This is a genomic window from Martinezella sp. CNPSo 3795 (assembly GCF_057784475.1).
The window spans coordinates 81,046-101,377 of sequence record NZ_JBXSOQ010000002.1 but is presented as its reverse complement, the minus strand read 5'-3'; the positions used below and the strand labels follow the sequence as shown (position 1 = coordinate 101,377).

Sequence of the window (20,332 nt, the reverse complement as noted above, 5' to 3'; positions counted from 1 at the left end):
ATCTCCCTCGTCACAATAGCGGCCGCTCGGCGGCGCGCGCCGGCCAGACGGCGATTGGTTTCGATTGCCCCTTCATCGAGATGGAAAGGCGAGTGAAGCTGTTGATCGAGGTGTAAAGCCCGAAAAACCGGTCGAGGACACTGCCGAAGAGATAGGCCGAAGGCCTTTCGATGGCGGCCGGATCAAACTCCAGGATGATATCGGTGCCCGTCACCATCCCGCCGCCGCCAAGCCGCGTCATCGAGCTTTTGGCGTCGACCCGCACAAGAGCATCCACGAGCAGTCTGGTTTCGCGGCTGTCCCTGAAAGCATAGAGCGCAAGAATATCCTTCAGCGCGGCGCCATCATTGTCGAATATGGAAAGATGATTGAGCTGGAGATGCGACATGAGCCGCCAGTTGCGCCCTTGCTGCTCGTTCATTCGCACAGAAGGCGTAGGTGCCATCAAGGCTTCGACCGAACCGACTGCCTCGCTGCCGGAAGCCAGCTGCAGATAGGGATGACCGCCGCCAAAGGGCAATTGCTCCGGCAGTTCGCGGTTAAGGCACAGCGCGTCGATGCTGGCGATCTTGTCAAGCGGACCGCTTGCCCGGCGAGCGCGGTCTACGAACGCGATTTCCATGTCCGAGGTATGGTCATCGGCGTCAAAGCGGCGCGTGCATTGCCAAAAGAGCGTAGAGGCTCCGCCCTTCAGGCTGCGACCGAAGAAGGGTTGGCACTCTTCCTCGTCCCCAGTGCGCGCCGACACGACCACCTTCTCGATCGCATAGATCTCCCGCGTCTTCTGCCGTCTAGCATCGGGAAGCACGCGATATTCGGTGCGCGCACCGTCGAGCGCGATCGGTTCGCAACTCTGGCGAAACAAGTTTACGATCGGAGTGGCATTCAGGACGAAATCTCGGGCGGAGATGGCGCGCTCCAGCTTTACGCTGCTTTCATCGAGATAAATGAAGATTTCCAGCGTTTCGCCACGCCAGGCCTTCAGGTCGACGATATCGATGAAGAGGAATTTCTGCGGCAAGGCGAAGAATTCCGTCAGCAGACGATAACCGGTGAAGCTTGAGTTGGGATAGGGTAGGATCGCCTCGTCCGGCTCGAAGCCGACCGGGCGGAGCGCAGCCGCCGGCAGCATCACTGGCGCGCGATCATCGGCGTGGTGGGCAAGCGCGATGCCGAGCGTGTGATTGACGAGAAGCTCGTAAATGGCGACGGCCTGCTGCCAGGACGAACCGATATGAAGCCGCAGCCTGTCCACGCCGATCTCACTGAGCGGCTTGTTTACATCCCGTGCCCGGATCGACAGGCGAAGACAACCGGCCGCACCTGCATGAGGGGAGGGCGGCGCACTGATCGGGTGGCCAGTCAGCGAAGCCGAGACGATCTCGATCGGCGCGACCAGCGTATCCTGTGTCGTGCGGAAGCGGCAGCTCTCGCCGCCAATCGGCTCCGCGAAGATTTCGGTGTGACGCGGTACGGTTTGCACCGATGTCAGCGTGTTGCTTGGCATGAAGCGCACGATGCTCATCGAGGGCAATGGCGCGAGATAGTGCGGATAAAGGGTTTCCAGCAACCCATCCGTCAGTTCCGGAAACTCGTCGTCGAGCTTCTGGCGCACGCGGGCGGCCGAATAGGCGAAGCTCTGGATCAGCCGTTCGACATGCGGATCGTCCGCAACCTCGCCGGTCAGGCGCAGCCGGCCGGCGATTTTAGGGAAAGTGTCGGCAAAACGCGCCGCACGCCGACGGATCGCAGCCAGCTCGTCGTTGTAACGCTGCAGGAAGCCGTCAGCCATTATTGGCCTCCACCAGGAAGCGCTGAGTGGAGGGGTCGATCGTCGATTCAAAGCTGATCGGCGGCATACCCTCATGCACGCGAAAGGTCGCGTGGATGCGCAGCCGCAAGGCTCGTTCGCCATTTCCGCGGCTCTTGAGGATACTCACCTGCACATCGGAAAGCCGCGTTTCGAACAGCGTGATGCGCCGCTCGATCAGGCGTGCGAGACGGCTCTTGGCTTCATCGGTGACGAGATTTGCCGAGACCATGCCATCGACGCCGAAAGACACCAGCGCATCACCGAGTTCTTCATAGATCGATGGAGGAGCAGTCGGTCGGCGGCGCGTGTTGAGTAGGGCTTCGAGATCGCGGCGAATGCATTCGCGCAGTTCGCGCAGTTGTTCGGCCGCCGTCAGCGGTGGATCCTGCAGGCGATCGGGGTGCCCGTCGATCAGTCGATCGATGATCGACCTCGCGACGATCCTTTCCCGTGGCCTGTAGCGCTCCAACGGATCAGCCATGGGCAGCGCGCCTCGTCTCGACAGAGCTCGCAGCGACTTCCAGCGACTTCAGATCATGGAAGGATACCAGATCGTCGCCCGCCAGGAAGCACTTTTGGCCGCGGCCGGTCGTAATACCCGTCGCCTCGTCGACCCATTCGGTTTCGCGGCCCAGCAGCAGCTTGGCGCCTGTCGTGCCGTGATAGATCGCCGGCAGCAGTACGGGCGCACTCGCGCCGTCCACGAGCTCAAGCTCGGCCCTGCGGAAAGCGAGATCACGGGGGCGGGCGATCGGCTCAATGCGGAGGGCGGCAATCCTGGAAAAGTCGATCCACAGATAGGAGCCGCCGGTCATGATGACCTCAAGAGCGTGCGGGATCCGATCGTCGAGATCGCGAAGGTCCGAAACGAGCTGGCCATTCCACCGCATCGGCCGTTCACCCCTGATCGCCTCAAGGGACTGCAGTGCCGCGGCCGTATCCGAAGAATGGTCGCGATGGGCGATCGCCAACTTCATGGCCGCCTGATCGAGCGCCGTCGGGCCGTTCGGGAATTCCGGCACCGCCGCTTCCTCGAACCAGGCCGAACGCGCAGCCATCGCACGAAGCTGGTTGCGCAGCATGGCGAAGCCCATCATGTCTTCTGGCGCGAATGTTGTCGCGACATTGCACTGCGCATCGGCTCGCGCGTAATCACCGGCAAGGATCAGAAGATCGATCAGAATATGCCTACCATCCTTGTCCGTCGGCGCTGCCTTTACATGTGCCTTCGCCTGCTCAAATGCGTCGTCGAGCGCGTTTTCGCTAAGAGCTTCGGCAATCCTGGCGGAGAGCGTCATGCGGACATCCTTTGCGTGTTCGCGGGGCGGGAGAATGCATAGGTCGCATTCGTCGTCTCCGCGATGAGGTGAAAACTTGTGGAGACGTCGTCGAGCTGAAAATGCGGCTGCAGCCGTACCGTGCAGGCGAACATGCCCGGCTTGCCGGGAATTTCATCGACGCTGATGCCGGCCGAGCGCAACGGGAAACGCGTGCGCAGTGACAGGTCGGCGTCGTCGTTGCCAAGCGTGTAGGTTGACAGCCAATCGTTCAACTTGCGTTCGATAGAGGCGCTATCGGCGAGCTTGCCGATGTCATCGCGCATGATGACCTTGAGATAGTGCGAGAAGCGCGAGGCGCACAGCACATACTGCAACATCGCAGCTATGCGGGCATTTTGCCGGGCGTGCTCGCTCGAATAATGCGGCGGCGCATGCAGGGACTGATTGGAATTGAAGATCGCCGACGAGGAGAGATATGTCGTAGCTACAGGGACGATGCCGAGCTCGCACAACTGCTGCTCCTGTCCACTGGTCAGACGTATTTCGACGGGAGCCTGTTGCGACAACCCGCTGCTTTCGATGCCGAGATCATAGGGAGCGAGCTCCTCCGCGCTCAGCATGCCGCCATCGATGGCGTCCTGCGTCACCCCGCGAATATCGGCGAACCAGCCGGTTTCGATGAAATTGCGGATGACGATCATCGCGAAAGCGAAGGCACCATTGCCCCAAAGCAAGGTGCTGCCATCGGCTGCGATGCTTTCGCGGAAAGGGAACCGATCGTCGCGCTCGCGCGAAAACGCCTCATAGGGCGCGCGCATCAGGATCCGTGGGGCGACCAGCCCGAGGAAACGGGAATCCTCGCGCGCGCGAAGCCCATTCCAGCGGATGCGGGTGGGATCATAGGCCAGCCAGGAAAAGTCCTGAACGCGATTGAGCTCGTCAAAATCCTGCAGGCCGATGGCCTGTGGTGCGGCGGCGGCTACGAACGGGCAGAAGGCAGCGGCGGCGGCCATGCCGATCTGCGTGAGCGCGCCGACCGTATCGCCGCCGACCCGATCTTGTGGAGAAAGCTCGTAGTCGCCGATCAACAGACCGAACGGCTCTCCACCGGGCATGCCGAATTCGCGACTGTAGATCAGCTCGAAGAGATGGCTCTGGTCGAATTCCGTCGTTCGCTCCAGATGCCGCGTCAGCTGAGCCCAGCTGACGCTGAGGATCTTGACCTTCACCTCTTCCGATCGGCCGGTGTGGCGCATCAGCATGGCAAGTCCGCGCCACCGCGCTTCCATTGCCTGGAAGTCCGGATGGTGCAAGATGGCATTGACCTGCTTGTTGAGCGCATCGTCGATCATGGCGATCACGCGATGCACCTGACGCGGCCAGGCTGCTCTCGGTTCCGTCGTTGTCACGGTCATGGCGCTGACTGAAGGCGCGCGGCGAGGAGATCGCCGCGCTGCCCCTCCTAGTTCTTGCTCGGAATGCGCGCGACCATGCGAAGCGACGTGGTCAGCTCTTCCATCTGCAGCCAGGGGCGCATCCAGGCGACGGCGTTGTAGGAGCCCGGCTTGCCCGGAACTTCCTGGACGGTCACCTTCGCATCGCGCAGCGGATATTTGGCGCGAGATTCCTCGCCTGCATCGTCGTTCGCGTTGACGTAGTTGGCGATCCAGCGGTTCAGCCAGTTCTCGCAGTCCTGCGCTTCCATGAAGGAGCCGATCTTGTCGCGGCCCATGACCTTCAGATAATGGGCGAAGCGCGAGGTGGCCATCATGTAGGGCAGGCGCGCGGAAACCGCGGCATTGGCCGTTGCTTCAGGCTTGTCGTAAACCTTCGGCTTGTGAGTCGTCTGCGCGCCGAAGAACACGGCGTAATCGGTGTTCTTGTAGTGGCAGAGCGGCAGGAAGCCCAGTTTGCCGAGCTCGGCGTCGCGACGGTCGGTGATGCCGACTTCGGTCGGGCACTTGAGGTCGAGGTCGCCATCGTCGCTCGAGAAGATGTGCATCGGCAGGTTTTCAACCTTGCCGCCGTTTTCCGCGCCGCGGATCGCGGTGCACCAGCCGCTCTGGGCAAAGGCGTCCGTCAGCCGCGTTCCCATCACGTAGGCTGCATTCATCCAGCAGTAGGAATTGTGCTCGAGCTCGCCGGTCTTCGAATGATCGGTTTCATCGAAAGCGAAGTCGTCGATCGGATTGGTCTTCGGGCCATAGGGCATGCGGGCAAGCACGCGGGGGAGGGCGAGTGTCACGAAGCGCGAATCCTCGCTCTCGCGTAGGCTGCGCCACTTGGCGTATTCGACCGTTTCGAAGATCTTTTCCAGGTCGCGCGGACGGGCGAGTTCGCGATAGTCGTCGAAGCCGAACATGCGCGGGCTTGCGGCCGAAATGAACGGAGCGAAAGCAGCGGCCGCGATCGACGAAATCGCCTGCAGCGTCTGCACGTCATCGAAGGAATTGTCGAATTCGTAATCGCCGATAAGGGCGCCCATGGGCTCACCGCCCGGCGTGCCGAATTCGTCTTCGTAGATCGACTTGAAGAGCCGCGACTGATCGAACTCTACCGCCTTTGCGAGATCCTTGGAAACGTCGCGCTTGGAAGCGTTCAGCACACGGATTTTCAGGTTGACGCTGGTCTCGCTGTTCTTGACGAGATATTGCAGGCCGCGCCAGCTGCCTTCCAGCTTGGTGAATTCAGGCGATTGCATGATCGCGGCAAGCTGACGGGAAATTTTCCGGTCAAGCTCGGCGATCGCCTTGTTGAGCGTTACCGTCAGGTTGCGGTCATAGGTGACGGTGCCCTTGAGTGCCTGATCGGTCAGCGTCCTCAGGAGATCCTGGGCACGATCGGGCTCGGTCTGCCTGGTGGCCGCCACGATCTGCGACAGCAGATTTTCCTCGGGCGCGAACTCGGCCTCTTTGGTCTTCAATTGGCTTTCAGCGCTCATTTTTCGATCCTTGCGGAAATGCGGCGATATCGATGCAGCTTCAAATATGTCGTTATCGGCCGCTTGAAACGAAACTGGGCGATCGGCGTTGGCTGATCGCCGACGACGATCAGCTTGCGGCGGGCTTTTCGGCCAATCCGAGCTCGGACATCAGCTTGGAAAGATCAGCCTTGTTCTGGAGCACGTCTTCAAGCAGCCGTTCCAGCTCTTCCGAACGGTCGGCCTTGCTCATGAGGTCGCGGAGCTGGTTGCGCGCATCGAGGAGGGCCTTGAGCGCCGGGACCTGACTGACGATGGAACCCGGTTCGAAATCCCGCATGCTCTCGAATTTCAGCGAGACGGGAAGCTGCGAACCGTCGCCCTCCAGCGTATTTTCGACAGAAATGTTCAGGCCGGGCGTCATGCGCCGCATGACGTCATCAAAATTATCGCGATCGATCTGAACGAATTTGCGCTCGCCGAACGGTTTCAGCGGTTGGGTCGGGTTGCCCGAGAAGTCGCCGAGAACGCCGACGACGAAAGGCAATTCCTTGACGACCATCGCACCTTCGGTCTCCACCTCATACTTGATGTGGACCCTGGGCTTGCGCACTCGCTCGAGCTTTTCGTGAACACTCGCCATAAAGTTTCTCCTTCCATGCCAGCGGCAAATTCGCTCTACAGATGTGGCGCAACTCGACTTTGGAAAGGGCCGGTTGCAAAAAGTTCAGAGGATGGTTGTATTTCTCACCCATTCTTATTCGATTTCAGCTGAATGCCCGCCGCTGTCAGCACGGCGTTGCGAGCCTGCTGCTCCGGCAGCAATTCGGCCAGTAGTTCCGAAAAATCCATGCGGCCGCGCCTGACCATCGTCTCGATCGACATCGAGATCGGAGAGTGGGGTTCGGTGCGGCGGAAGTAGCGCGCGACGGCAAGCAGCAGCTCGAAGGCTTCCTCGCGCGAGCCGATCTGTTCAGCGCTCAACGCGCGTGGACGCACTTGCACCTGCTCGCCGTCCTCCGGCTGCGGTTCCATCGCAGCCACGGCCTCAGACGATTCGATGCCGGCGAGAGAGCGAAGCGCCAAGGCGGCCTCCTGCAAAACATTATGCGTATTGGAACTCGGCGGCGCCATCTGCCCGCAGCGCTCGTTCAGGATGGATACGAGCCGGTCGAAGGCGGCAATGCAGCCATTGACCGTTTCAAGATGCGAACTCATCGCCGTCGTGCCTGCATCGAGAACTGCCTGACTTAACTCGTCACGCCGCTTCACTTCGTTGGGCCGTTGCGACAGCTGAAAGTCCCAGAGGGAAAACTGGCCGAATTTCGCGCCAGGAATGAGCGGCGACAACCTGATCGCTTGGATGATGGTTCCTTCGCCGCCGATGCCATTGAGGCCCGAAAGCGGGGCAAGTCGTTCCTCGATATCGTCGACGCCGACGGAATGAAATTTCTCCCAATGCTTGTCCAAAAGCGACGCGATTGCATGATAGACGTCCCGCAACCCTTCGAAACCGCGCAGACGTAATTCCGCTTCAGCCAACCATGCTAATACTTCGAGGTCCTTACTTTTTGAAGAAATAATCTGCAATCCGAGATTGCTGACATCTGTCCAAAGAGGCGAAACGCTAATATTTTCACCCGGCGATATACCTCGTTCCGCCGCGCGAGCCTGGTTTCTTGCATCCTTTATTCTATAGTATATTTCACGCATAGAAGTATTATTGCGCAGATTTTCTCCGCACGGTGCGTTTTCTTCAAATGGATTTTCTATGTCGCGAACGTTCAGCAGGGAATTAACTCCATATCATGAACTACATCGTTAGAGGGCGTGATAGTTAGGTCGATATATTCCTTTGTCAACCATGTCTATTCTGCAACAGATTTATGACGATTCCATTTTTTGACCACGTGAAAAATTTTTTGTAGTCCATCTGGACGTATGGAAATAACCGCCCTAGTTGTTGCCGCGATTTGGAGCGTGTGGTTGAAATGAAACCAGAGGGAGGAAACTTCTAGGTGTCGAACATCGATCTCAATCGTCTGATCAGAACGCTTGAGCCAGCATTACGCGTCGGTCTCGAGGCTGCGGCATCGCTCGCGGCACGTGATCGCCATGCGAATGTCGATGTCGCACATTGGATATTATCGTTGCTGGATATATCCGAAGTTAGCTCTTTGTTTGAAGAGCTTAGGGTTTCTTCCGCGGCGCTCCGCGCCGAGCTTGATAGCGCCATCGCCGACCTGCCGAGAGGCGATGGTGCCGCACTGGTGCTCTCTCAAAATTTGCTCGCTCTGATGCGTGAGGCATGGCTTGTCGCGTCGCTCCAATGTGGGCGGGGCCACATCACGCTCGCCGATCTTCTGACCGCGTTGAGCGACGACCAGTCGCTGCGAATCATGGCGCGGGGCATGGCGCCTTCGCTGCGTGGCCTTGATCGCAACGCGCTTGAAAAAAAGTTGAACGCGACTTCCGCTTCCGATGGCGCATCGGCATTGTCAGAGAATTCCGAAACTGTTGCCGTCTCCGGCGAGAATGAATTCCTGCGCCTGTACACGCGCGATATGACGGCGGATGCAAGGCTCGGCCGTATTGATCCGGTCATCGGGCGTGATCGCGAGCTGCGCCAGGTGATCGATATCCTGATGCGTCGCCGTCAGAACAACCCAATGCTGGTCGGCGAAGCGGGTGTCGGCAAGACGGCCGTTGCCGAGGCGCTGGCACTGGAAATTGCGTCCGGCAATGTGCCTGATATGCTGAAGCCGGTACGGATTCTTCTTCTCGACCTCAGCCTGCTGCAGGCCGGCGCCGGCGTCAAAGGCGAGTTCGAGCGCCGCTTGCACGGCGTTGTCGCGGCCGTGCGGGCCTCCGTGGAACCGATCATCCTTTTCATCGATGAGGCGCATGGCCTGATCGGCGCCGGCGGACAGGCCGGGCAGGGGGATGCCGCCAATATTCTGAAACCGGCGCTGGCGCGCGGTGAGCTCAGGACGATCGCGGCCACGACTTGGAGCGAATACAAGCGCTATATCGAGAAGGATGCGGCGCTGACCCGGCGCTTCCAGGTCGTTCAGGTGCTTGAGCCCGACGAAGAAACGGCAATCCGCATGTTGCGTGGCGTCGTCGGCAGCTTCAGGGCTCACCACAAGGTACGCATTCGCGACGAGGCGCTCGCGGCAGCCGTCCGCCTCTCGGCGCGCTATATCCCGGCGCGGCAATTGCCTGACAAGGCAATCAGCCTCATCGATACCGCCGCGGCAGCCGTCTCGCTGGCCCGGCAGACCGTTCCCGAGGCGCTCAAGGAATTGCGCAACGAGCAGCAGATGCTCGAGGTTGAAGCCGCCGCGCTTTCCGCCGAGCCGCCGACCCCGGATATCGTCGAGCGTCTTGCGATCATCGAGCGCGAAAAGGGCGAGGTGGTAGGTGAGATCGAGCGGTTGCAGGCCAAGCTCGACGCTGAAATCAGGCTATCGACCGAGGCGGATCGCATCGAAGCCGCGCTCGGCGGTCCTGATGATCAGCAGGTAGAAGAGGGCATTCGCCAGCGCGGTGACAATGTCGCTCTTTTCCCGCCCAATGGCTCATCCGTCGAGGTCGCTCGCGCGGCCCTCGTACAGGCCGAGCGCAGTCTTGCCGACGTTGCTGGCGAAACGCCGTTGGTTCCCCGCGTGGTCGACAAGGAAGTGATCGCCGGGATTGTCGCGCGCTGGACCGGCATTCCCGTTGGCAAACTGCTGTCTGATCAAGTCGAGACCGTCAAGACGCTCGATGCAAGGCTGAAGGAGCGGGTGCTCGGACAGGATAACGCGATCGCACGGATTTCGGCCGCTATGCGGTCCGCCCGCGCCGGCCTTTCCGACCCACGTCGTCCGCCCGCCGTCTTCCTGCTCGTCGGCATGTCGGGAACCGGCAAGACCGAGACGGCTCTCTCGCTGGCTGATCTTCTTTATGGCGGCAGCCAGTATCTGACGACCATCAACATGTCCGAGTTCAAGGAGGAGCACAAGGTTTCGCTGCTGCTCGGATCGCCGCCCGGCTATGTCGGCTATGGCGAGGGCGGCGTCCTGACCGAGGCCGTTCGCCGTCGTCCCTATGGCGTGCTGCTACTGGATGAGATCGACAAGGCGCATCCGGGCGTCCAGGAAGTATTTTACCAGGTTTTCGACAAGGGAACGCTGCGCGACGGCGAAGGCTGCGACATCGATTTCAAGAACACCACCATCGTGATGACCGCCAATACCGGCTCGGAATTGCTGGCGGCTCTGGCGGCAGACCCGGAAACTATGCCTGAGGGCGAGGCGCTGGAAGCGCTACTGCTTCCCGAATTGCAGAAACACTTCAAGCCGGCCTTTATCGGCCGCACGACCGTTCTGCCCTTCATGCCGCTGAACGGCGAGACGCTGAGCGGGATCGTCGACATTCAGATCGGCCGCATCCGTGATCGCGTCGCCGCCTCGTACGGCACAAGCGTTTCGCTCGCCCCCGAAGCCCGCGAGGCGCTGGTTGGCCGCGCCAAGGCGAGCGAGATGGGCGCGCGTGCCATCGAAACCATGATTGGCCGCGATCTTCTGCCTGAGCTTTCGACCTTCTTCCTCGATGCGGTTGCGCAGGGGCGCAAGGTTGGCGGCATCACCATCAGCTTTCACGATCACCGCTTTCTCATCGAGGAGGATCCGGTGGGCGACCACGAATTCGCTGGCCCCGAGGAAGGCGGCACGGCGAATAAAGCAGCCCCGGACGAACACAGCGCCCGGATGCGGCATTAGACGGAAGGGTAACCCCGCCCTGCAGCGACAGGGCGAATTCAAATCTCAACAGGAGAGTTCAGAGCATGCCGATTTATCTGCAGATCGACGGAATTCAGGGTGATGCAACCCACGAGCAGCACAAGAAGTGGATGGACATCGAAGTCATCCACTGGAATGTCTCGCGCAACATGAAGACGTCAGCCGGCTCGGCTGCGAACCGCGAAGCTTCCGAGCCGACCGTTTCGGAAGTTATCCTGACCAAGGTCAGCGATTCCTCGTCGACGAAGCTGTTCCAGGAAGCATGCTCGGGCCGCACCGGCAAGCAGGCCGTCATCCATCTGGTAACGACCGGCAACCCGGGCGATACCTACATCGAGTACACGCTTACCAACACGCTGATCGCCAGCTACTCGGTCGATTCCAACGGTGACCGCCCGGTCGAGACGATCAAGCTCAACTTCACCAAGATGGAAGTGAAGTACACGCCTTACGACGACTCGCAGACGCCGCAGTCGCCGATGATCGCATCCTACGACCTGGCAACGACCAAAGCTGCCTAACATCAGTATCGTTTTCCGGCGCGCTGACATCAGCGCGCCGGAAGCGCGTCCGCTGCCAGATCGTGCTTTGGTGCGATCGGCATGTTTTGGCAAACGTCCCTCAAAAGAGGTCGCCATGGTAGATTTTTCCGTTTCGTCAGCGGCACTGCAAATGGAGCCCGTGAAGCAGGCCGATCTTCCGCCCGTGAAGCGTGCAGGCCGCGGGCCGTCCTACGACTACTTTTCCTATCAAAGCGGCCCGCGCGAATTCGCGGCGCGTGGTCAGGCGATGGGAGCCGCCGCATCGCTTTTCCGGATGTTCTCCGAAAAAGCCAACGAGATGTCGCTGACGCATTGGCTCCAGCGATGGCTGCGCAACAACGAGGCGCATATCATTCGCGAGATGGATACCAACCATCATTCGGTGTTCGTTGCGCAATTCAATTATTCCGTCACCGACGGCGAAACACGGGTCCTGATGGCGCGCGGTGCCTATCTGCTTGGCACAGTGCCGAACCGCGCCGATATCGGCAAGATCCTGACCCCGCAAGTACTCTATGGCCCGGGCATGCACGAGACGCTGCCGAACGGCACCCTGTTCCAAATCGTCTATCTGGTTGGCGGCCGCAAACAGCAGATCGGCAGTACCGGCACCGTAGGGTCGGCAAGCTCATTGGTAGGATAAGCGCAGATGAACGATCAGCCCTCGGCCAATGATTTCATCCAGGCGACCCGAAACCTCAGGGTTTCCTCACCGCTTGGAACGGACCAACTCCTGCCGGAGCGAGTGATGATCACGGAAGGCGTTTCGTCGCTTTTCGACATCCGCCTCTCCGTACGCGCCAAGCGTGAAGTCATCAAGCCGGAGGAGCTGATCGGTCGACTGATCGATATATCCCTGGAAGTCCAGCAGGATGACGGCGGTGGGGATGGCGTTCGCCGCCCGTTCAACGGCTTGGTCACCGCGCTTCAGGAAGGGCCGCCAATTACGCGCGGCCTGCGTTCCTACTCGATGGTGCTGAAGCCGCAGATGTGGCTGCTATCGCAGCGATCGGATTGCCGCATCTGGATGGACAAGACCAGCATCGATATCGTCGAAACGCTGTTTTCCGAACACGGGATTCCCGCCCCGGATGTGTCCGGTGTCGTCACACCGCCGCCGCCACAACATTATTCCGTACAGTGGAACGAAACGGATCTGGATTATCTGACGCGCCGCTTCGAGGAAGACGGTCTCTTCTACTGGTTTTCGCATGAAGAGGGTAGCCACCGGCTGCATGTCGCCGATGGCGCCAACTCATGGGCCGGCCCGTCTCCGTCGGCGCAGGGAGAGGGGCGCGTGCGCCTTGCCCAAGGCTCGACAGACCGCAATCACATCAGCGATTGGACGAAGCATTACGCCTATGTTCCAGGCCAGCGTGCCGGCGCCGATTGGAACTTCGAGACACCGCAAATGGTGCCAGGCACCACCACGCCGTCATTGGTGCAGATGCCGGGCGCGATGAAAAGCGAGCTTTACGAATATCCGGCCCGCATTTCATCCGTTGCGGAAGCCGAGAGGGCGCAGAAGCTGCGCATGCAGGCGAGCGAGGCAGACCATAATCGCGTCGTCGGGCGTTCGACCTCCCGCATATTGGAGGCGGGCCGCCGCTTCACGCCCTATGAAGTGGCCCATCCCGAGCATGTCTACGAAGAACATGTCATCGTGCGCGCGACGCATTTCGCGGTCGATCCGTCCTACGAAACCAACATGGATCAGCCGGAATATACCAACGAATTCGAAGCCGTGCCGTCGCGCGTGCCGATGACGCCGCATCGCACAACCGAACGGCCGCGCATCCGCGGCACGCAGGTCGCGATCGTTGCCGGTCCTTCGAGTGAGGAAATCCATCCCGATCAATATGGCCGTATCAAGCTCTGGTATCCTTGGGATCGCCGCGCCAAGAAGGATGGATCGGACACTTGCTGGGTGCGCGTCGCTCAGAGCTGGGCCGGCGGCACCTGGGGCGGCCAGATCATCCCGCGCATCGGCATGGAAGTCATGGTCGCCTTCATCGACGGCGATCCGGATCGCCCACTGGTGACGGGCGTAGTGCCAAACCCGAACAACGGCGTACCCTACGACCTTCCCGCCAACAAGACCCGCATGGTCCTGCGCTCCAATACACATAAGGGCACCGGCTTCAACGAGATGACCTTCGAGGACGATGCCGGCCGGGAAAACATGTTCTTCCACGCTCAGAAGGACCAGACGACGCGCGTGCGCAACGACCGCACCAAACGCGTCGACCGCCACGAGGTCGCCTCCATCGGCGGCAACCGCGCGGTTGAGGTGAGCGGCAACCAGAAGCATGAGATCGGTGGATCGGTGAATACGGTGGTCGGCGGCACGGGACCGATGGCGATGGCGTTGATGGGGGCGGTGCAGGGACTTTCGGGGCAGACGGCCGGATTGCTTTCTCAGGCGGGTCAGATCGCAGGCGGGGGTGGTGAAGGACTTGCCGCATTCGCTGGCACCATTGCCTCCTCCGCCTTGGGCTTCCTCGGATTAGGAGGGCTTGGTAGCCGCGAAGGTGTGGTCTCGGGGCCAAATCCGAGGGCGGACGCAGGAACGAATCTGTCCGGTTCCGGCAGTGGGTTGGGCGAAGCGGCAAGCGGCCTCTTTCCGCTCCCAGGCATCATGAACACTGTCGTGGGGTCGTTCAAGTCCGACACAATCGGTATCGCACGCGCCGAGCAGATCGGCATGAGCAAGGTCACGCACGTCGGTCAGACCTCGCTCGAAAAGGTCGGAAAATTCAAGAAGGTGATCGTTGGCGACGAGTTCGTCATCGAATGCGGCGCCTCCAAATTCATCATGCGCCAGGACGGCACGGTCATCATTCTGGGAACACATTTCAATTTCACCGCATCGGGGCCGACGCAGATCAATGGCAAGGTTGTCGATCTCAATAAGCCGGGCGGCGGCTTTGCCGAAGCCTCCCCGTCATCGTCGGATACGACAGCACAGGGCTGAGGCGCTATGTCGGTCGACAATCGCACACCTTTCCCGGCGCTCGCTTTCCGGCAGTATAATTTGGAAGGAGAACTTGCAGGCATCGTCGTGGCCAGAGGCACGTTCAAGTTGACAGATGGCGGTCCGCTTGTAATTGCCGAAGAGCAATATCCTCTAGTTATGTCAGACACTTACGAGGGGGATCCGCACAAAACACAGCAGTTGGCTTGTACCGACTTGGCGCCTTTCAAGCCGGGAACCGATGTTACTTTTCTTGGTGCCGCCTTTCCACCGGGCGGAAAGGCTTCGTCATCCTGGAATTGCGGTTTGAAGGTCGGCCCCGTTAGCAAGCGATTGCGTGTGCACGGCCCTCGTGTGTGGCGTGCCCATATTCGCAAATCCTGGCGTGGCCTTCTCGATAGCGCCAAGGAGGATGCTCTTGATCATTGGGAGCTGACCGAGGGAGAACCGATTGAGTATCTGCCCTTGGACTGGAGGCTTGCTTTTGGCGGCTCCGGCTCGAACGACAAAGAGACACTGCTGGCGAACAACCCGATAGGAACGGGTGTTGTCGCTCACCAAGACTACCTCAATGGGCCGGAATGGCCGGCGCCACAGATTGAAGACGCGGCGAGGCCTATTTTGTCGGTCGATGATCGACCAGCACCGGCGGGATTGGGGTTTCTATCTCCATTTTGGAAGGATCGGGCAGAACGCGCCGGAACCTATGATGATGTATGGTTGAAAGAACGGCATCCGCTGCTTCCCAGGGATTTCGACTATCATTTCTGGCAGGCTGCGCATCCCGACTTGGTAGCTGAGCCGTGGCTTCAGGGCGATGAAGATTTCGAATTGGAAAACCTCCTTCCGGGGCGAGAAACGCTAAAAGGCCGCCTCCCGCGCCTCGGTCTTTATGTCGAAATCGATCAGAAGCCAAACGCCGCCCAAGGGTGGATGGTGCTCGATGGCGTTCATTTCGATATGCGTCCCGGTATTGGCCGCGTTTTTCTCACGTGGCGCTGCAATTTTCCTTGGCCGGAGCGAGAAGGACTCCCCAGGATGAGTATGGTCGATCTTTCCGAAGGTGTTAGCTGATGGCCGACAATCAATCCGCGGAAAGACCACCGGAACCGGAACCTTTAGAGTATGTTCGGATCGTTCCGAGCAATGAGAACCCGTTACCGCACACCGGCAAGAAAGCCGCAAAGGGGCCAAAGGTAAAGCCGACAGCGCCTAATCCGGCGCCACCGGAGATCATACCAAAAGAAGATACCGCATTGGCGATCGTCACTTCACCGGACGTATGCCGATCGCCAGAGCATCCAGTCCCCTACATGACATGGGGAAAAGGCTCCGATAATCAAAACTATTCGCCTGATGTGCGCGCCAATGGCCAGGTGATCAAGCTCCAGAACTCAAAGTTTTCTTGTTGTTACGGGGATGAGCCGGGCATTGGACGCGGCGTAAAATCCAACACTGTGGGCGATGTCGTCGAGCCCGTAACGTCATCGACGATCGTGAAGGCGAATGGTCAATGGGTTCAGCGTCACACGGACCGTTGTACGCTTAACAAGGGCAACGCTCCCGGCGAATATGTTTATGTCAAGTCGACAGAGACCGACAAGGCACCTGATGGAAAGGACAAGCAAGATAAGACGCGGGACGAAAAAATCGCGGATTATGCGGATTCCAGGCATTATCGCCGTGCTCCGGATGGCGGCTGGTATACCGATCCGAGCAGCACGAATGGCTGGGTTTCCAATGACAAACTTGGGGAGGAAATGGACTATGTGAACAGCGGGCGAGGCAATATCCAACCGCTTTCACTCGGTTCAGGCCCATCGGAGATAAAGGCCTACACACCCTCATGGACGGAAAAGATCGAGGGCTCTGTTCAAGATGGGCTTATGTCCATGGGCATGGGCACATACCAGGCTGGCGAATATGGCCGGAAGGTAGGCGGCTTGGCCGGCTTTGTGCCGTTCGTGGGAAACGCCCTTTCGTATGATGATGCCCGCCGATCCTTCGCTTCGCACAACTATCTGCTGGGAAGTATTCAGTCAGTCGGTGTTGTCATTGGCTTCGGCCCGGGACGATTGGCCGAAAAAGGTTTGGAGAAGGGCGCCGAAAACATCGTCGAGAAGCAGCTTGAACGGGCTGCCGCAAAAAAGCTGGAAGAACAGGCTGCAAAGAAACTGGCGGAGGAACGTGCGGCGAAAGAGGCTGCGGAGACAGCAGCAAAGAAAAAGGCTGGTGAAACTTTAGAATCTGCAACCGAAAGTGGCGCGAAAGGCGCTCGAATTACGCGAAGATTGCGTACGAAAGAAGAATTGCTTCCCAATGGCACAGTACCAGGCAATCGTAATGACGCGTTCTCACGTTGGTTTGATGATCTGTCTCCTGATGAATTGGATATGCTTTGGAAAGACAAGAAAATTCAGGATGCTATCAAGCAGAGAATTCGTGATCCTGGTGAGCTTCATGAATGGTTTGTGGCTTCACGCGCTCCAACTTTCAAAAGGTGGGGTGTCCCCATGGATGATATAAAAGAGCTCAGGACCCTAACCAGCGAGACAAAGGGAATAAATCCCGATTGGGTTCATGGCGGAATAGGATCGACAACGGCACATAACGAACTATTTAATATTATTGACAACTCTCTCAACCGAGAAGATTTTACACGTCAGTTGAATAATTGGGCAAACTATCGATTGACCAATGGCGTCAACGATCTTCCTCCAGGACTTCGATTAGGAAATTAAGATGAGTTTGCTCGATGACTGGATCGCTTTTTGCAAGAATCCAAGCTTGTTCTCCGCGGATCACTTCGCGAATCTCTTCAGAGAATGCCAAAGCTCCGATGAGATTCAAGCAATATACGCGCCGTTTAATGGAGGAGAAATTGCCGCCAGCAGGCTAGAGGTCTTTTTTAAAGAGAATGTTAACCATGGCTATTGGATGCCGAACGAAGATAGGAGGGCTTCACAGCGTGAGGCATTGGAGATTGCGGAGCTGTTTAAAGCTGATGTCGTCGGTCTTTTAGCAGAAAATAATTTTAATGATCTCAGCGATGAGATCCGCGCACTTCCGATAAATCTTTCAGATAACTTTAGGAGCATCCAAGACAATAGGAGACGGTCTGATATTATCCACGCAGACTATTCCGATTTTATTTCTGACATATTTCAGAATAGTTATTTAGTGGACATAGATATTATCGTGGAGCTTAAGGAGGCTCTTTATCAACTTTCAACAAGTTTTGATGCGACACGATATTTATTATCTCCATTAACTTCCATGCCAGATTACTTTAATAATGCTTATAGCTTTTGGTCAAAGGGCTGCGTTTATTGTTTCACAAATGAAAAAATGGAAATTTCGATCCTGCCTGGCCAAAAAATTTCGTGATATATTGACGTATGGCTGAGCCAGAGAAACTTATGCAGGAAGACGATCAGTTTCAGATTTGGCTGATGAATATGGGAGACGCTGTTAACCGGTTTTGCTCTCCATTCCTGCGAAGGTCGCGTGTTGGGGCGAGGTGGTTAAATCACTTCCCGATATCTACCGCCTGCAAAGTGAGTTGCTTATGAACCGGAAAAAGCAAATCGAGCCCGCCATCAGGGAGCGCATCGATGAACTGCTGGAGACATCTGGCAAGAAGTTTTCATCCGGCGATCTAAGAGGGTCGCTTGACATAGCTTTACAAGCTTGGAACCTGATTCCGGAACCCAAATCTGACTGGGACTATTATCCTCAAAGTCTTTCGGCCGGCTTCGTCCAGGATTTCGCTGATTTAGGTGACAAGGAAAACGTTTCCAAGTGGTTGCAGATCATGGCGGATATGTATGGCGACCCCAATCACGAGGACCATCTGGTACTTATGACTGAAGGCGAGGCTATGTACAAACTCGGCGAAAGGGATCGTGCCTATTATATCTTCGGACGGATCTATGAGATCTACGGTCAAAAGGGCTTCGCAGGCGCTCAATCGACTTATCTCGATTTCTACCGGAAAGAAAAGGCAGCCCGTGGTGAATAGTCCACAAGAGGAACTACCGGACGATATATATGATCGCGTCACGGAACTTTCCGAACAGGGAAACGACTTGCTCGATCACGGCAATGCGAAAGCGGCAATCTCGATATGGCGTTCAGCTCTGCAATTGTTGCCAGAGCCGCGGCGCCAGTGGAACGCGGCGGTCTGGCTTCATGCTTCCATCGGTGACGCGCAAAGACAGGACGGCGATCTTGATGCGGCACTCGATTCGTTTCGGCAAGCTGCGGCGAGCGGTGACGGCTATGCCAACAGCTTTGTCCAACTCGGTATAGGCTCCTGCCTTTATGATCTTGGTCGCCACGAGGAAAGTACTGATCCTCTATTGCGGGCCTATATGAGCGAGGGCGAGGAAATTTTTGAGGAATCGAATCCCAGTTATCTGGATTTTCTGCGTAAGCGGAAGCTCATTGGCTGAGTTGTCTACAAATCAGCCCCCTGCGGGGCCTGAGGCGTCCAGGATACGGCTGAAGTTATCTAGAGTTGCTGAACGGTTGGACTACTCATAAGTTCTCAGATGAACGACAGCTAGATGCATATCCAATATACGCTACATATAATAGATAGCTGACGAATTGGAGAGCGTTGTGCCTGAACCCCATGCTCGTACATATGCTGGCGAGGTAGTATTCGTGCGAGGCAGCGTTAAGCGCCGCTTTGTGTCCGCCAAATTATCTGGCGTGGATTTTCGCAAGGTCAGGGTAGGCGCTGACTAAATTGCGGTTTGCAGAGCTCTTATCAGTCAGGTTCTCTGCGTTATTCTCGTCAGGCTTATGATACTGCTATTGGAAGAGACGAATGATGGCAGCAATTTTTAAGCAACGATGACTGGAAGCTACGAAGCAAATTTGAACAGGCTCCAGCAGGAGATTCAAGTTGAAGGGGCTCGACCTGCTGTAGTCGATGCAGCCATAGCTGAGCTTTTTGAAAGCCCTCAGGAGAGCTTACCAAGGGACTTGTTGTTGCTTCTGTCTGATAACGCTGAATACGATGAAAGCATGTTTTCCATCATTCATACTGCGGAGACTTCTAATGACGAGGAATACATTCGCGCGGTTCTCGGCGCATTTACTGATATTATGAGATCTGCTCCTCGTTGGACATCGATTGTCCTAATGCGAGTGCTGAATAGTCGCTCAGCACAGTTGGAGATGATAAGACTGCTACGAAACGCTCCGGCTTCGACCAAGGCATCCGTTAGGGAAATGTGCGAACGTATCAATGCGGTTAGCCCTGAGTTTCTCAGCAAAACTATACCTGTAAGCTTGGCTTCGAAATAGCAGCGATACTTCAACGCTTTATCGTTGATTGAGAGTTTCGATGCCAGGCAACACTTTTGGGAAATCGTGGTTCGTAACGAAAAACGCTGATTCACGACACGGACGGAAGAGTCGGGCGTGGTCAAACCACTTCTCGATATCTACCACCTGCAAAGTGAGTTGCTTATGAACCGGAAAAAGCGCCGCCAGTGACCGTGCGACCCGCAGCTTTTCTGCGCCAGTGCTTGGGCTTGGCGAAGAGCTTATATGATCGGGCTGCGATCGCGCGACGAGTACATGGATGGGAAGAGGAGGCGCACCCCGGCTTTGCGAATGGCGAGGCGCGGCGCCTTGCCCCTGTGGCTACGCTCCCGGTCTCGGCACCTGCTTTGCGGTTCAATTGGCGCGCAGTGGCTGACGCCGCGCCGAGCGGAGGTCGCATCCCGCGAAAGCCCTTCAATCCGCGGCGACAACCGGCTCGCGCGAATTAGTCGAATATCCAACTACCGAGACCGGCCTCCTGCCGGATGGTGGCGCTCGTCGATCAGCAAGGTTTTCGCATCGGTACATCTGGCGCTTCTTTCTGCTGGCAGGCCGCGGTCCCGGCACGATAGCGGAGGTATTCTATTGTCAAACAGCCGCTGGCCTCACTCGCGGACTCAATTCGATAAACTCCCACCGAAGGAAATAAGAGCGCGGGGTTGGTGAATTGGAGGTGGCC

17 protein-coding genes are annotated in these 20,332 nt (G+C 57.8%); 10 read left to right on the top strand and 7 right to left on the bottom strand.

From position 1 onward, the window contains the following. Window positions 1-10: 10 nt before the first annotated feature. The 7 genes from tssF to tssA form a co-directional block, all read right to left on the bottom strand. Window positions 11-1,792 (bottom strand): type VI secretion system baseplate subunit TssF, encoded by a 1,782-nt coding sequence (gene tssF, locus AC13QY_RS05355; protein WP_488492809.1) that lies wholly within the window; start codon window positions 1,790-1,792, stop codon window positions 11-13. After that, window positions 1,785-2,294, bottom strand: coding sequence for a type VI secretion system baseplate subunit TssE (tssE, locus tag AC13QY_RS05350; RefSeq protein WP_113331836.1), 510 nt, complete (start codon window positions 2,292-2,294; stop codon window positions 1,785-1,787). The genes tssF and tssE overlap by 8 nt, the downstream gene beginning before the upstream one ends. Then, window positions 2,287-3,111, bottom strand: a complete 825-nt coding sequence (locus AC13QY_RS05345; protein WP_488492808.1) for a type VI secretion system accessory protein TagJ — start codon at window positions 3,109-3,111, stop codon at window positions 2,287-2,289. The genes tssE and AC13QY_RS05345 overlap by 8 nt, the downstream gene beginning before the upstream one ends. Continuing rightward, window positions 3,108-4,508: a type VI secretion system contractile sheath large subunit gene (tssC, locus tag AC13QY_RS05340; protein WP_488492807.1), complete on the bottom strand. Its 1,401-nt coding sequence runs from the start codon at window positions 4,506-4,508 to the stop codon at window positions 3,108-3,110. Before tssC (AC13QY_RS05340) ends, AC13QY_RS05345 begins: the two co-directional genes overlap by 4 nt. Window positions 4,509-4,555: 47 nt before the next feature. After that, window positions 4,556-6,034 (bottom strand): type VI secretion system contractile sheath large subunit, encoded by a 1,479-nt coding sequence (gene tssC / locus AC13QY_RS05335; RefSeq protein ID WP_095437909.1) that lies wholly within the window; start codon window positions 6,032-6,034, stop codon window positions 4,556-4,558. A gap of 109 nt (window positions 6,035-6,143) precedes the next feature. Then, window positions 6,144-6,656, bottom strand: coding sequence for a type VI secretion system contractile sheath small subunit (gene tssB, locus AC13QY_RS05330; protein ID WP_069613678.1), 513 nt, complete (start codon window positions 6,654-6,656; stop codon window positions 6,144-6,146). A 104-nt stretch (window positions 6,657-6,760) separates the two neighbouring features. After that, complete coding sequence (gene tssA / locus AC13QY_RS05325) at window positions 6,761-7,801, bottom strand: type VI secretion system protein TssA (RefSeq protein WP_113331839.1); 1,041 nt, start codon at window positions 7,799-7,801, stop codon at window positions 6,761-6,763. A gap of 230 nt (window positions 7,802-8,031) precedes the next feature. On the opposite strand from tssA, the gene tssH reads away from it, so the two are divergent. From tssH to AC13QY_RS05275, 10 genes are all read left to right on the top strand, one after another. Continuing rightward, window positions 8,032-10,779 carry a type VI secretion system ATPase TssH gene (gene tssH, locus AC13QY_RS05320; protein WP_488492806.1) on the top strand — a complete coding sequence of 916 codons (2,748 nt, stop codon included), beginning with the start codon at window positions 8,032-8,034 and terminating at the stop codon, window positions 10,777-10,779. A 65-nt stretch (window positions 10,780-10,844) separates the two neighbouring features. Next, entirely contained in the window at window positions 10,845-11,321 is a 477-nt protein-coding gene (locus AC13QY_RS05315; protein ID WP_069613675.1) for an Hcp family type VI secretion system effector, read from the top strand. 115 nt (window positions 11,322-11,436) lie between these two features. Continuing rightward, window positions 11,437-11,985, top strand: a complete 549-nt coding sequence (locus tag AC13QY_RS05310) for a hypothetical protein (protein ID WP_113352219.1) — start codon at window positions 11,437-11,439, stop codon at window positions 11,983-11,985. Between the two features lie 6 nt (window positions 11,986-11,991). Further along, the gene (tssI, locus tag AC13QY_RS05305; protein WP_488492805.1) at window positions 11,992-14,316 is read left to right on the top strand and encodes a type VI secretion system tip protein TssI/VgrG; all 2,325 of its coding nucleotides are present in this window, start codon (window positions 11,992-11,994) and stop codon (window positions 14,314-14,316) included. Between the two features lie 6 nt (window positions 14,317-14,322). After that, window positions 14,323-15,390: a DUF2169 family type VI secretion system accessory protein gene (locus tag AC13QY_RS05300; protein WP_488492804.1), complete on the top strand. Its 1,068-nt coding sequence runs from the start codon at window positions 14,323-14,325 to the stop codon at window positions 15,388-15,390. Next, window positions 15,390-17,057 carry a DUF4150 domain-containing protein gene (locus AC13QY_RS05295; protein WP_488492803.1) on the top strand — a complete coding sequence of 556 codons (1,668 nt, stop codon included), beginning with the start codon at window positions 15,390-15,392 and terminating at the stop codon, window positions 17,055-17,057. The genes AC13QY_RS05300 and AC13QY_RS05295 overlap by 1 nt, the downstream gene beginning before the upstream one ends. Before the next feature lies 1 nt (window position 17,058). After that, complete coding sequence (locus tag AC13QY_RS05290; RefSeq protein ID WP_488492802.1) at window positions 17,059-17,703, top strand: hypothetical protein; 645 nt, start codon at window positions 17,059-17,061, stop codon at window positions 17,701-17,703. A gap of 181 nt (window positions 17,704-17,884) precedes the next feature. Beyond that, entirely contained in the window at window positions 17,885-18,337 is a 453-nt protein-coding gene (locus tag AC13QY_RS05285) for a hypothetical protein (protein ID WP_488492801.1), read from the top strand. Beyond that, window positions 18,330-18,770, top strand: coding sequence for a tetratricopeptide repeat protein (locus AC13QY_RS05280; RefSeq protein WP_488492800.1), 441 nt, complete (start codon window positions 18,330-18,332; stop codon window positions 18,768-18,770). Before AC13QY_RS05285 ends, AC13QY_RS05280 begins: the two co-directional genes overlap by 8 nt. 406 nt (window positions 18,771-19,176) lie before the next feature. Then, window positions 19,177-19,632: an Imm30 family immunity protein gene (locus AC13QY_RS05275; protein WP_488492799.1), complete on the top strand. Its 456-nt coding sequence runs from the start codon at window positions 19,177-19,179 to the stop codon at window positions 19,630-19,632. The last annotated feature ends 700 nt before the right edge of the window (window positions 19,633-20,332 follow it).

Coding starts and splice junctions, on each gene's coding strand:
- tssF (WP_488492809.1), bottom strand. CDS start 1,792: ATGGCTGACGGCTTCCTGCAGCGTTACAACGACGAGCTGGCTGCGATC.
- tssE (WP_113331836.1), bottom strand. CDS start 2,294: ATGGCTGATCCGTTGGAGCGCTACAGGCCACGGGAAAGGATCGTCGCG.
- AC13QY_RS05345 (WP_488492808.1), bottom strand. CDS start 3,111: ATGACGCTCTCCGCCAGGATTGCCGAAGCTCTTAGCGAAAACGCGCTC.
- tssC (WP_488492807.1), bottom strand. CDS start 4,508: ATGACCGTGACAACGACGGAACCGAGAGCAGCCTGGCCGCGTCAGGTG.
- tssC (WP_095437909.1), bottom strand. CDS start 6,034: ATGAGCGCTGAAAGCCAATTGAAGACCAAAGAGGCCGAGTTCGCGCCC.
- tssB (WP_069613678.1), bottom strand. CDS start 6,656: ATGGCGAGTGTTCACGAAAAGCTCGAGCGAGTGCGCAAGCCCAGGGTC.
- AC13QY_RS05315 (WP_069613675.1), top strand. CDS start 10,845: ATGCCGATTTATCTGCAGATCGACGGAATTCAGGGTGATGCAACCCAC.
- AC13QY_RS05310 (WP_113352219.1), top strand. CDS start 11,437: ATGGTAGATTTTTCCGTTTCGTCAGCGGCACTGCAAATGGAGCCCGTG.
- tssI (WP_488492805.1), top strand. CDS start 11,992: ATGAACGATCAGCCCTCGGCCAATGATTTCATCCAGGCGACCCGAAAC.
- AC13QY_RS05300 (WP_488492804.1), top strand. CDS start 14,323: ATGTCGGTCGACAATCGCACACCTTTCCCGGCGCTCGCTTTCCGGCAG.
- AC13QY_RS05295 (WP_488492803.1), top strand. CDS start 15,390: ATGGCCGACAATCAATCCGCGGAAAGACCACCGGAACCGGAACCTTTA.
- AC13QY_RS05290 (WP_488492802.1), top strand. CDS start 17,059: ATGAGTTTGCTCGATGACTGGATCGCTTTTTGCAAGAATCCAAGCTTG.
- AC13QY_RS05285 (WP_488492801.1), top strand. CDS start 17,885: ATGAACCGGAAAAAGCAAATCGAGCCCGCCATCAGGGAGCGCATCGAT.
- AC13QY_RS05275 (WP_488492799.1), top strand. CDS start 19,177: ATGACTGGAAGCTACGAAGCAAATTTGAACAGGCTCCAGCAGGAGATT.